Origin of the sequence: Corynebacterium kutscheri (genome assembly GCF_000980835.1) — a bacterium.
Classification (GTDB): Bacteria; Actinomycetota; Actinomycetes; order Mycobacteriales; family Mycobacteriaceae; genus Corynebacterium; species Corynebacterium kutscheri.
In genome coordinates this window covers 1910622-1922672 of sequence record NZ_CP011312.1, presented here as the reverse complement: position 1 = coordinate 1922672, position 12051 = coordinate 1910622, and the positions used below count along the sequence as shown (strand labels likewise).

At 46.5% G+C, this 12051-nt stretch carries 15 protein-coding genes; 7 read left to right on the top strand and 8 right to left on the bottom strand.

Annotated features, from left to right (window positions below):
- Positions 1-119 precede the first annotated feature (119 nt).
- Complete coding sequence (locus UL82_RS11480) at positions 120-683, bottom strand: S41 family peptidase (RefSeq protein ID WP_232009472.1); 564 nt, start codon at positions 681-683, stop codon at positions 120-122.
- Between the two features lie 1277 nt (positions 684-1960).
- On the bottom strand, positions 1961-2287 hold the full coding sequence (locus tag UL82_RS08745; protein WP_046440462.1) for a type II toxin-antitoxin system HicB family antitoxin: 327 nt from the start codon (positions 2285-2287) through the stop codon (positions 1961-1963).
- A 636-nt stretch (positions 2288-2923) separates the two neighbouring features.
- Here UL82_RS08745 and UL82_RS08740 point away from each other — a divergent pair.
- Complete coding sequence (locus tag UL82_RS08740; protein ID WP_046440460.1) at positions 2924-3166, top strand: hypothetical protein; 243 nt, start codon at positions 2924-2926, stop codon at positions 3164-3166.
- Between the two features lie 206 nt (positions 3167-3372).
- Here the strand turns inward: UL82_RS08740 and UL82_RS08735 are convergent, their stop codons facing one another.
- Genes UL82_RS08735 through UL82_RS08725 form a run of 3 tightly spaced genes read right to left on the bottom strand, consistent with a single transcriptional unit; the run spans position 3373 to position 4994 of the window.
- Entirely contained in the window at positions 3373-4017 is a 645-nt protein-coding gene (locus tag UL82_RS08735; protein ID WP_046440458.1) for an anti-sigma factor, read from the bottom strand.
- The gene (locus UL82_RS08730) at positions 4017-4601 is read right to left on the bottom strand and encodes a sigma-70 family RNA polymerase sigma factor (protein ID WP_083966456.1); all 585 of its coding nucleotides are present in this window, start codon (positions 4599-4601) and stop codon (positions 4017-4019) included. The genes UL82_RS08735 and UL82_RS08730 overlap by 1 nt, the downstream gene beginning before the upstream one ends.
- A 60-nt stretch (positions 4602-4661) precedes the next feature.
- Positions 4662-4994, bottom strand: coding sequence for a hypothetical protein (locus UL82_RS08725; protein WP_046440454.1), 333 nt, complete (start codon positions 4992-4994; stop codon positions 4662-4664).
- Between the two features lie 347 nt (positions 4995-5341).
- On the opposite strand from UL82_RS08725, the gene UL82_RS08720 reads away from it, so the two are divergent.
- Positions 5342-6982, top strand: coding sequence for a cytochrome c biogenesis protein DipZ (locus tag UL82_RS08720; RefSeq protein ID WP_046440452.1), 1641 nt, complete (start codon positions 5342-5344; stop codon positions 6980-6982).
- 103 nt (positions 6983-7085) lie between these two features.
- Here the strand turns inward: UL82_RS08720 and UL82_RS10675 are convergent, their stop codons facing one another.
- Complete coding sequence (locus UL82_RS10675) at positions 7086-7685, bottom strand: TetR/AcrR family transcriptional regulator (protein WP_052735931.1); 600 nt, start codon at positions 7683-7685, stop codon at positions 7086-7088.
- Between the two features lie 133 nt (positions 7686-7818).
- Between UL82_RS10675 and UL82_RS10670 the strand changes: the two genes are divergently transcribed.
- On the top strand, positions 7819-8184 hold the full coding sequence (locus UL82_RS10670) for a hypothetical protein (RefSeq protein WP_052735930.1): 366 nt from the start codon (positions 7819-7821) through the stop codon (positions 8182-8184).
- Positions 8185-8187: 3 nt separating this feature from the next.
- Positions 8188-8799 (top strand): hypothetical protein, encoded by a 612-nt coding sequence (locus UL82_RS10665; protein ID WP_052735929.1) that lies wholly within the window; start codon positions 8188-8190, stop codon positions 8797-8799.
- Between the two features lie 59 nt (positions 8800-8858).
- Here UL82_RS10665 and UL82_RS11095 read toward each other — a convergent pair whose 3' ends face one another.
- Entirely contained in the window at positions 8859-8930 is a 72-nt protein-coding gene (locus UL82_RS11095; RefSeq protein WP_126363984.1) for a hypothetical protein, read from the bottom strand.
- A 356-nt stretch (positions 8931-9286) separates the two neighbouring features.
- Between UL82_RS11095 and UL82_RS11555 the strand changes: the two genes are divergently transcribed.
- From UL82_RS11555 to UL82_RS08700, 3 genes are all read left to right on the top strand, one after another.
- Entirely contained in the window at positions 9287-9640 is a 354-nt protein-coding gene (locus UL82_RS11555; protein WP_126316766.1) for a hypothetical protein, read from the top strand.
- A 180-nt stretch (positions 9641-9820) separates the two neighbouring features.
- Entirely contained in the window at positions 9821-10054 is a 234-nt protein-coding gene (locus tag UL82_RS11085) for a hypothetical protein (RefSeq protein ID WP_126316767.1), read from the top strand.
- 513 nt (positions 10055-10567) lie between these two features.
- Positions 10568-11389, top strand: coding sequence for a S1 family peptidase (locus UL82_RS08700; RefSeq protein WP_052735928.1), 822 nt, complete (start codon positions 10568-10570; stop codon positions 11387-11389).
- 156 nt (positions 11390-11545) lie between these two features.
- Here the strand turns inward: UL82_RS08700 and UL82_RS08695 are convergent, their stop codons facing one another.
- A complete protein-coding gene (locus UL82_RS08695) occupies positions 11546-11785 on the bottom strand; it encodes a hypothetical protein (RefSeq protein ID WP_046440448.1) in 240 nt (79 codons plus the stop codon).
- Positions 11786-12051 lie beyond the last annotated feature (266 nt).

Sequence of the window (12051 nt, the reverse complement as noted above, 5' to 3'; positions counted from 1 at the left end):
TGTCAGGGTGCAAAGAATCCCGTATATAAAACGACACGGACCGCTTGTCGGTCCGTGTGTAAATAACACCGATCTAGGGTGTACCTGGCCGTTATGGACCCAAAAACCTACATGTAGATTTAGGAGCAGCCTTTATCAGCCAGCCATGCAATGGCATCCTGCTCTGCGGAGTCGCTTCGTACATCGGGTTCGATGGGATCCTCGGAGAATTCCTCACCGGTACGTGCCTTATCTTTCGAAAATGTGATCATTAAGGTTGCACCGTCATAGAGGTCGATAACCACATTTCCGGAGGCGTAACCTGCCGTGGGTTGACCGAAGCTACGCGAATTTTCCAATCCACGGAAGGCTAGCATGGTGGCTTCACCTGACGACGCTGTCTGATCGTCGACAAGCACCGCTACAGGAATATCGAGCTTTCCACCCTGAGTGCTTAGTGCGGTGCCACCACCTGTGACTGAATTACCCTCCACAATCACCGGCGATGTTGACTGACGTGAGACGAACGACAAAACCTCCCCGTCAGGCAGAAGTGGGGAAAGACCCGCCACCATAGGGCCCATGTCCCCACCACCGTTGCCCCGCAGATCTACAATCGCCCCACATCGGGCGTGTTTGATAAGTCCCTGGGTGAGCGTGTCAGCATAAGACTGGATATCTTCTTCACGTGAGATATCCGGCACGGTGGCTATTGCAATTCCCTTGTTTGCGTGAACCGATGGGCTCCTAGATTCATTTGGTGCATCTGTTGAGTTATCTGGGGCTAAGATATTCGAGTGCTTTCCTCCGGCGACCTTGACTAACTCCCTAAGAGGCTCGTATGTTTCTTCGTAGCTATTGGCGTTTTTGATCTGTTCCAGCGCGTGGGTTTTCGCCTCCGAGAACTCAGGGGAGTCTGCGTACAACCCCAGTGCCTCGACAATAGATATAACATCTTTGCCATATTTCGTGGGACTAGGTTTGATCAGGTAGAACGGTTTACCGGTAAAGACAGCCACGGTTGCCGGCCCGTAAATGTAGCTGACTGTCGTCAGAGCCACTGCGATTACTGCGAATACGGCTCCGCAGCCTAACTTCCATTTGCTCTTTCTTGTTTTCATGAATTCCTTTCCAAGGCAGTTCGATCCGCTAGAGTACGTATCAAATATCGACATTATATGTCGATATTCAATAATGCGCCCGAGGTGGAACTGCACCCGCGATGTGCGGATTGCCTGCGTTAACCCGACGCTTACCTTCATCGCTTGATGAAAGCAATCGCTACTTTAAGGGGTCTACCCCTCACAAGGGGGTCTCCCGCAGCGCAAGGGTTTGTGGCGAAGAAGCCCGTGGCAATCTTTATTTTCTATCGCGTCTAGACCATTGGTTGGTTTGTCCAACAGAAGTAGATCTGGGTTCCTGATCAACACGGTGCTATCCCCAGATGCTGCGTCGCACCCTCAAGGAAGTTTGGCCGTACCGGAGGTTTTTCTGCAGTAAAGCTCCACTAGGGACAACAGATCGGGTAGTTCATCGTGAGCGGAGTTTTGGAAGTCCGCATACATTGTCAGGTTGCACGAAAGACTTAACTGGAAGTAAAGGGCTGGATACTTGATGAGGTTGCTGATGTGCAGATTTCCGGGGCGATATCTGATTATCCCGGTCTGTGCTAGAGAAAATATTTTCGGTTCATAATCTGGCTTAGAATCCCATGTAGACCATAACTGATCGTGTCCTACTTCGTTGTTTACCTTCGGTAGAGAAACTGGTTATACCTACCTTTATTCCTGCGGAGCCTTGTTCTTATGGTTGACAATGAGCGAAACAAGGCGTCAACAATTTTTTAAAAGAATGATATTGGTTGTATGTAGAGGCTGATTATTGTGAGAATTTGAAAAGCTAGTTTTATAGCTTGCTAGGATTCCACTATTTATTGAATGAAATGAACAGCCATATGTGTGTGGCTGTGTAGTAGGTGTGTTTAGGTTGATGCGAGCTTATTGTTGACAAGCGTGTTGAGTGAGACACCCTGTGTTTGTGCAGTGATAGCGAGTTGACGATGCAGGGAAGGGGGAATACGCACGTTGAACTTTCCTGAATACTCACGTTCGCCAAGAGGCTTGGGGATTTTTTCTCCGGATGATTCCATGTCGGAAACAACTTCGGCAACGAGATTAAATAGACCGGCTTGAGCCTTCTGAAATTCGGTATCTAGCCACGATAACGAAGGAAATTCGGCGACAGTGGCAACATATTCTTGGTCAGTTTCTGACCAAGACACTTGGTAGGTGTACTTACTGATATCCATTTGGCTACTCCTGGTTTTCGATACCTGAGGCGTTGATAGTGGTTAGTTTGTCGATAGCTTGTAGTACTTGGCTTACTTGGTATGGTTTGGCTTTTCCTTTGTCATTTTGAATATTGACGCGTGGGTCACCTGGCTATGGTGTTTTGTAGGTTCGGTGAGAAGTTTTTTGCGAGTTGCGGTTCTCAAAGTAGTAGTCACATACCTTTTCAAGGTCGGAAAAGCGAATGTTTTTCGACGATTTTCTCATGCGCGCTACTATGTCTTCCACTCCACGACCCATAACGGGGTAGTACCATATGTAGTACTATATATGGTGAGGTCGGGGCTGGTTTCAATTGAATGTCATGATTGCCGATGGAAGACATCTTGGACAGAAGTAACTGGTTGTTTTGCACGCTCGTCGCATCATGGCATTGTTCATCGTACGCATTCCTCTTCAGGGGCAATGATGGACTTGGTTATTTCTTCGCCGCCGTGAAAACTTTTGAGAGTAGTATCTCAGTGCGTTTGAGATCTATGAGTTGAGGCATTAGATGAGAAGTACAACGGGTTTTTGATGTTTTTCAATATGTTCTTGAAATCTTTAAGTGCGTTGGTACCAAGCTGCACATTGGTAAGTAGCACGGCATACGTGAGGTGGCAGCTTTTGTGGGTTCAATGGCAACCTCAATAGCCGAAGTGCAGGTGGGGATGACGACGAGTTTTGCAACCTCAATGGTTGTGATGGCGATGTTGCCTTCACTAGATGGACAGTCGACGATGACAACTTTTTCACTGCGAGGCCGTACGATGACTTGGGCGTTGGCTGGTTCTGCTGCAAAAGCTGTGGCTATGCGGTCACTGATCTTTGCAGATCGTCGTCAAGCATTACGACGATAACCTGCGTGCTGCTAGCACACTGGTGTTTTTAGGGGTACTAGTAATTTCAAACAGATAAAGTTGTTGCGTTGTTTTATGCAGAATAGAAGTAGGGTAACTATCTTTTGATTTTTAGTGCAGCTATGCATTGATAGTTGCCGATTAAAAATAAGGGGTTAACGAGGACCCATTGCTCGTTAACCCCTTATATTAGGTATGCGCTCTATTTACACCTTTACTATCGCAAGAACTGTCCCTTTTGGTTCAGTACTGCCTTTGAGTGGCTCTTCGGTGATCATCACTTTTGAAGTTTCTCCTGGTAAAGGCATCCATACTCCATCATGATCTTCGGGTCCAATAACACCAGCAGATTTTGTGGAGCCGTCTTCCATTACTGCCCATACCTGCGCGCCCATGCCTTCGTTGAGTTTGGGGGCACCATCAACAAGCGCACCGCCCTCATTCATTGATGAAGAAACAACGATATTCAAAGATGCGCCCATGGCGTCCGTGTTGGCCTGACGAACATCGGAAGCTGCGAGGATGCTGTGCATTTCTGCATGTGGATCTGCTTGCGGCCAAAGTGTAAAGCCGCCAGCGATTATGGCAACTGAGGCTGCAGCGGCAAGAAATCCACGCATAAATTTATGGCGTGCAGGTAGTTGAATAACATCTGCAATAGGTTCAGCGGGAGTGTTATCCAATGGCTCATATGTGGCTTCTGGTTCCTCTTGGGAAGTAGCTGCAATGGCATCGAGGATGTTGTCTCGTAATTGAGCTGAAGGGGTTATTGGTGCAGGTGCCTGCGCCAATAGATCTTCGACATCGGGGGGGAAGTCGTCGAAAGGCTCGCTATGTCCTGTGGGGGACATTATGCACCTCCTTGCATGAGGCTCATCGCTGAGCGAAGTTTTTTAAGTCCATCTCTGACCCGGGTTTTGGCGGTTCCAAGAGGAACGCCGGTGACCTGGGCAATCTCGGGGTGAGTGAGACCAGAGAAATAAGCCAGCATGACGGCGGTGCGGTGTGGCTCGCCGATATCATCGACAAGTTGGCGAATTCGCTGTGATTCCAGCGATTCCACTGCTTCTTCCTCAGCTGCATGCCACGTTGTGGCCTGTTCTAGGAAATCCTTGTTGTCACGCTGTTTGATGGCTACGTCGGTACGCAAGCGATCGATTGCACGCAAGCGGGTAAGCCGTAGCGCCCAGGAGCGAGCACTGCCCTTGGCTGGGTCGTAACTTTTAGCACTGCGCCACAGCTCAATAAATACCTCTTGTATGACTTCCTCAGCTTGTGCACGATCGTGAATAATCTGCACTGCTAAACCCAACATTTGCGGGGCTAGTAGGTCATAGAGAGCGGCGAATGACCGCTGGTCGCCGTGGGCGCTGGCAACAAGCAGGTTATCGGGGTCCATGACCGGTAACTCTACAACGGAAAGGGCGGAAATCATGAATTATTGGTGAGGTGTCAAGGCTGTGGTTGCAAGGCTTACATAAGAAAAGGCAAGTTTTTAGTGCTTCATTGCATCGCTAGGATTGGTGTGCTCCATGCGATCCATGTGATCTTTGCCGTCCATGCCTTCCTTGTGTTCCATGGCGTCTTTTTCCATAGCATCTTTAGACATTGCGTCCTTGGACATAGCATCCTTCTCCATTGCATCCTTAGACATTGCGTCTTTCTCCATGGCGTCCTTTTCCATCTTTTCCATAGCATCAGATGGCTGGGAAGACTCGGTGACCGAGGTTGGGTTAACAGCTGGATCGTCACCGCATGCTGCGAGTCCAAGAGCTGCTACAGAGAATGCGCCGATGATAAGTGCATTGCGGATGGAGATCTTTTTCATGGTTGTCAGTGCTCCTTATATAAGACTGAGTTCTGGTGTATTACGCGGCTTACTTTCCGCGCTCATTGAGTACTTCGGAGGCATCGTGTGTAGCGGATTGGAAAAAATAAAAATAATTATTTGACTCATTGTTTCAGTATTGATTTCAGTGTATTTACCTGGGTAATTGAGGTTATCCAATCTAAATGTTTTGGATGTTCCGTATTGCTTAGTGACGGCTCGCGCACCGCGTTATCGTTGTTGCGTCGTGAGTGTGTAGGGAGCCGCCGCGCATGGTTACCGCCAGAAGGCGCCGTGCTCCCAAAAGATCGTTAAAGCCGAAACAGAAAGCACATAAAGGAACGCACATGTTTGAACTTATTTTAATCGGGCTTATTGGTGGCATTGTCACCGGTATATCCCCGTGTATCCTTCCAGTCCTTCCGATCGTTTTGGCGGTTTCTGTAGACCGCAAACCCACTCATGTGATCTCAGGCCTGGCACTAAGCTTTGCCACTATTACTTTGGTGGGAACTCTGATTCTTGGTGCGCTGGGACTACCTAAGGACGTACTGCGTTGGGGCGGTATCGCATTGCTGGTTTTGGTGGGCATAGGCATGATTGTGCCTAAGCTTGGTGAATGGATTGAAGCACCATTTAGCCGGATTCCACGGCCAACATCACTGCAGCTGAAAGCACGTAATAAAGGTGGTTTTGCCATCGGCTTGGCGCTGGGTGCAGTGTATGTTCCATGCGCAGGACCAATCCTTGCCGCTATTACGGTCGCCGGCGCAACTGGTGATATTGGACTATCCACAGTGATCTTGACCGTAGCGTTCGCTGTTGGTGCTAGCCTTCCATTACTTGTTTTCGCTTTTGCTGGTAACAAGATGGGTGAGCGCATTGCGGCTGTCCAAAAGCATCGGGGTATTGTTGGTGGAATTATTCTGGCATTGGCATTGGCACTCGCTTTGAATGTTCCTGAGAAACTACAGCGTAGCCTTCCAGACTGGACTGCCGGAGTACAAGAACAAATCAGTGGCAATGAGGTAGTTCAAAATGCGCTTAACAGCGGAGGAAATGGCAACCTTGATTCCTGCCGTAACGCTGATAAAGGTACCCTTCATGACTGTGGCGAGGCTCCAGAATTTGAAGGTCTAACTGGATGGTTCAACACAGATCAGCCGGTGGGCACCCATGATGGAAACGTAACATTGGTTGATTTCTGGGCTTATGCATGCATTAACTGCCAGCGTGCCGGTGAGCACATCACCAAGTTGTATGACACGTATAAAGACGCTGGATTGCAGGTAGTTGGTGTACACGCCCCTGAGTACAGCTTTGAGCATGAGGCCAGCAACGTGCGTGCAGCAGCCGAGCGCGAGGGTATCAACTATCCAGTGGCACAGGATAATGACTTTATTACCTGGAAGAAGTTCAACAACCGCTTCTGGCCAGCACGGTATTTGATTGATGCGCAAGGTAATGTACGCCATATTCATGAGGGTGAAGGTGCTTATGCTGAGACCGAGCAACTCGTGCGTCAATTGCTCAAGCAAGCTAACCCAAATGTTGAGCTACCTGATCCGATTGAAACTGATGGCGACGCTGATGCCAATCTTACTGAGCAGCGTAACCCAGAGACCTATCTAGGTGCTGAACGTGCTCGCTACTTCAACAACGATAATTATGGTTCCGGCGAACGTGAATTCACTTACAAAGAGCCTAGCGTTGGACAATACTCGCTCAGTGGTAAGTGGAATGTGAAGAGCGACCACATTATTCCTGTTGAGGATGCGAAGCTGTCGATCAACGTGCATGCGGCTAAAGTTCAGCTTGTGGTATCGGGACAAGGAAAAGTAAAAGCTACCTTCCCTGATGGCAGCAGCAAGACTTTCGACGTTGCTGATGGTTCAATAGATGTTTATGAAGCTGATGAGCCTCTTGATGGCATCATCACTTTAGAGCCTGAGTCAAGTGTTACTGCGTACTCGCTAACCTTTGGTTAAAATAAAGAGCTGAAAACCGGGAGAGCATGTTCAAAAATGAACGCTCTCCCGGTTTTTAACTTTGTAGGTATTGCAGAGGCGTCGAATTTAGCTTGCTGGATTATTAGCAAACTGACTTATTTTTAGCATTGACCTTGTTTTGAGGGCGGATACCAGTTAGATAAGTAGTTAACAGCCAATCTTGGTAGTCGGGTGCAAGCTCTTGGACGAATAAGGCGAGTGGTCGGGTGACAGTGACTAAGCCAAGGTGGAAGTGAATATGGTCAATTGATGTATCAATAAGGTTTGTTTCGTGTGCCTTATCGACGATTTTTTTTAGGGGAGTATAGATCGAGTTGATAATTTCTTTACCTTGAGCAGTGGGATAGAGTTCAGCGACAATATCGCTATCGCCCATAGCAACTGCCATGGCAGAAATGCGAAATTTTGCCAATGTGGAACAGAATTCATACAGCGCGGTTTGTGGGTTATCGTCCCAGTTTTCAAGGGTTTTTTCGACAAGATCATTAAGGATGGCAGCATTTTCGGCGCCAATGGCGATAATGAGGTCTGTTTTGCTTGGGAAATGACGCAGTAGGGTAGCAATGCCTACTCCTGCTGCGGCGGCAAGGGAACGCATAGAAAAATGGGGGCCTTTTTCAATGATCATTGTCCGAGCTGTAGCTAGAATTTCTTGACGATTTTCTTGGGCATCTGCGCGCATTTTTCATCCTTATTTTTATTTATGTGTGTTCATCATAACTATCTGAATCGCTTTGTTCTACTTGCTTTCAGATTAAACGGAGCGATATGATCCATATATGGATCAAAGCGTTTCATTTATTTGGAGGTTTTCAATGGAAAAACAAGTAAAGCGTCCTCAGTATTATGGTCAGCTATTAGGAGCTAGCGTAGGTATTGCAGCAGTTATTGTATTGATGTTGCTGGCTTTTATGGCACCAATGATGAATTCTGGGCCAAAGGATCTTCCGCTTGCTATTGTCGGCCCTGATCCTATGGTGGAGACAATAAGCGCACAGTTAACACAAAGTTCTCCTGGTGCATTTGATATTGAGCAAGTAGCTGATGCAGAGACTGCGCGTGAGATGATTATGGATCGGGAAGCTATTGGCGCCATTATTGCTAGCCCTGAAGGAACGCGGATACTTGTTGCCGGCGCGGCGGGAACACCATATAAACAGTTGCTATCAACAATGGCATAGGCTATGCAAGCTCAGGCACAGGGCGTGCCAGCAAATATTGTGGTAGAAGATATCGCTCCGCTTAATGAGGGTGACCCCCAAGGTTTAGGTTTATCGTTGTTGGCATTGCCACTAGCTTTTGGTGGTATGGCTTCTGGAGTGATGTTTTCGAGGCTTACTAAACGACGCTTGCTCGATCAGCTTTTATCAGTAACCGCCGTAGCAATTATGGGTGGGTTGTGCGTAGCCGGAATCCTTAACGCATATGGCACTATTACTGGTGAATATTTAGCGGTTACTGTTGCTGTGGCAGTAGGTATTGCTGCAATTTCTTTGACTGTGCAGGCTTTGGAATCTCTATGGGGTTATGCAGGTATTGGTTTAGCCGCGGTATTAATGATTTTTATCGCAAATCCGCTATCAGGTATTGCTACTGGTGCGCAGTGGTTGCCTAGCCCATGGGGTGCTATTGGACAGGCAATGCCAATTGGTGCTACGGGAACATTAATTCGTAATATTTCCTTTTTTGACGGCAATGCCATAGCCACACCTTTGATAGTTCTATCCTGCTGGATTATTGCTGCAGTAGCAATTTTGTGGGCATCAAATTTTAAACGCTCGCGTGTGATTGCTTAATTGAGAATAAAGCTCTTTCTATCTTTGAACTAGCCTCTGAAAGTTGGACTGGTTTGGTTCTAAGTGGTTAAGCGGTCAAGGGCCTGATTCCGATAGTGCATCGGAGTTAGGCCCTTGAATCGTTGTTGGATTCGTTCATTGTTGTATCAGAATTATGTAATTGTCTACGCCCTGCCAGAAATCTTCCACACTGGTGAAATTTTTATAATTGAGTTCCCCTGTGATGTTTAGGGATTTATTGTTAAAGATTTAGAAGTAAAGAGTTTTAAAACCATTCGTATGTCCTTATTGGAGGAATTTAAAATCAATCCATATGGTTTTGTTGCTCTAATGGTGTGAAACTTGTGGGGTAAATATATAGGTAAGTATATAAAAGAAAATCCTGGAAAATACGCAAAAACATATGCGCATTTTCCAGGAGAAATGAAGTTATTTAGTTCTGTTTTAGAACTTAAAAATAGAGCTAAAAAAGTTGAAGATACTTTTAATGAGCTTAAGAATCGTATCAAATATGCTCATTGGGGCAGGCTCTGGCATGGGAGCTGGTTCCGGGTTAGGTTTTGGCGCTGGAGCGGGCTTTGATTCCGATGTTGAGGTAGATGTTTGTGTGGATGTCTTGCTGGAGCTTGGCACAGGCTTTGGTGCTGCTGAAGCTGAAGGAGTTGGGGTATTTTTTGGTTTATTTGGTTTGCTGGTTTCTGGAAGGAATCCGAATGAGTGTTCACTCTCTGCAACAAGAGAGCATGAAGGGCTTGCTATGGGACTTTCACCGCTAGGGAATTCGAAATGTTTGGTTATTTTCTGGTTTTTGGCTTCGTCTTCGGTAAGTTTATGTATGTAGGAACCTGTTGCTATTTCGCCTTTTTTGAGAACTAGCTCCTCCCCCGGCCAGGTGAAGTTAATAACGTTACCCTTAATGTCTTTGCGAATTTCTTTACCATCGATAAGTGGATTGATATATCCTAGTGGGTAGAGGGTCTCGCCGTTGTCAAAATTATTGTTTTTGAGGGTGAAATGATAAGTGACCGTATCGCCTGTTTTTAGCTCGCTGATGGGTTTTGTACTCGTTAGTGAGTCGATGGTGGCTTCTGCACCTACGCAGTCGTTTGGGAATCGGCGTTGTATCTTTGTTTCGGTGGCAACATCAGATCTAGCTGCGTCGGTAGACGCAATAGAAACAGTTGAGATAGCGGTGGCGCAGATGCACGCAAATGTAAGTGCACGCTTGCGGATTGATGCATTGTCGGAAGAATGACGCATTTGTTTGGTGGCTTTCTTGTAGAAGTGGAAGTAGCTGAATCGTAGAGATGAAAATACTGCCGCTTGTAATTTCTTATATTTCTCTTAGGTATCTATAGGTTATACATTTTTATCTCTGTATAGACAAGTTTTTACTAGCCCCATGGCCTGGTTTTGATGCCAAGAATTAAGCATTTAATCGGCGAGGAGTGTAAAAATTCCTTGTCACGGGTTTATATCGATCCAAGTTGAGTCGCAGGTAATTAAAAATTTTTAAGAAAATATTTGTTGAAAAGCTCAAGTTTTACTGGCGAAGAATGTGTGACTGTTGTTCCTACATTCTGAGGGTATAACTTTTAGTAACGGAAACACGCATATTCATTGGGTGGTTTTCATTATTGGAGAATTGGGAAATGGCGTGTAGGGTGAACAAAAACCTGAGAAAATTCTTGCTTTTTCTCAAGTTTGATCGTCTTAGTTATTAGCGCATTGTTGTAAAAGTAATGCGTTCTTAAAAAGAGGGAATGTTGTGCGAAAAACTTTAGCGGCTATTGGGGCAACCCTTATGTGTTTAGTTACCCCAGCTACCTCGCAGGCATTAGTTAATGGTAGCGAAGTCCAAGATGGTGATAGTAACGCTGCGGCAGTGGTGCAAATTTCTGCGTGTACTGGAGCTGTTGTGGCTCCGCAATGGGTTCTTACTGCCCGCCACTGTGTGGAAGTTCAGAATTTACGACGTTCTGTTTATACCGGCATTGATCGCGCACAACGTAAAGATCCATCGCTTAAATACATTTCAGATTATGCATTACTAGCGCCTACCGGTGATGTGGCACTAGCTCATGTGACTACACCGTTGAATGTTGCTAATATTCCGGCAATCCGGCGTCGAAAAGCAGATTTTGGTACTGAGGGAACCGTTTATGGTTGGGGTAATGGTACTGGGTTGAAATTGGCGTCTGCTCAAGTGGATATTGGCAAGTATGCGTGGGGTCTGGGTGGTCCTCGGGAGCAAGAGGGTTCATTTTTTGGCTATCACCGTAGCGGTACCCGTAATGGTCGTGGTGATTCCGGTGGTCCACTTTTTGTTGATGGTGAGATAGCAGGTGTTACCTCAGCTTCCTATCTTCGCGGAAATGGTGCCGTATCTTTTGCGTCCTTGCATGGTTTATATGAGTGGATCGAAAACACTATTGGTGAAGATTCTGTGTGGAATCCTCCGCTATATCCACAACCTAGAGAAGATGGAGCGCAAGAACCTAGGCAAGAAGCTGGTGGGGATAATCGCCTACAGGAACCTCAGGTTTCTCGTCCAGCATATTCTGGTGGCTTGGGTTCTCTTTCTTCCTAGCGTATTTTCGTTGAAGAATGATTGGGTAGCCGCTGCTGTTAGTAGACGCGTAGGTAGCGTGTGTCGGGATATACCTGCCCGGGCGTGTATTTAAAAATATCGTATCTAAAAATATGGGGTAATCAAGAAGTTTTTCTTGGTTGCCCCCAGGGCTGTTTAACCTTCCGTTTTAAAGCCAAGTGCTTTCGCAATGGGCAGAGGAGGTATGGGTGTGGAACCTAATGTTGTTGGTGGATCGTCGGTATGTTCTTTTTCCGCATTGGCCTTTTCTATTTCTTCAAGGTCACCGATGAATTGGCCAACATTTTTATCATTTTCTTCGATATCTTCTGCGCATGAGACAAGAGAAACCCCTGCCGCGAGGAGAATCGTAATGGTTGTCATAGTTGCACGCATACTCACACAGGATAGTTCTAGAGTCTGAGTTTTTCCTGTGGTTATTTTAGGAAGTCATTAAAAGAGTTCTCGCGTATCGACGTTTAGGTCAAGTATGTAGTTAGGTGGGTTGGAAATAGCCCCGTTTCGTATGACTTTTAGTAAGTGCTATTGGAATTTTGACTAAAGCAGCGCCTGTCCCTTACTTGTTCTTTATTTGTTTTGCACCTGGGGGAGGGGAATTTACCGGTTACCTGATATCGGATGTCATATATTACGGGGGTGGG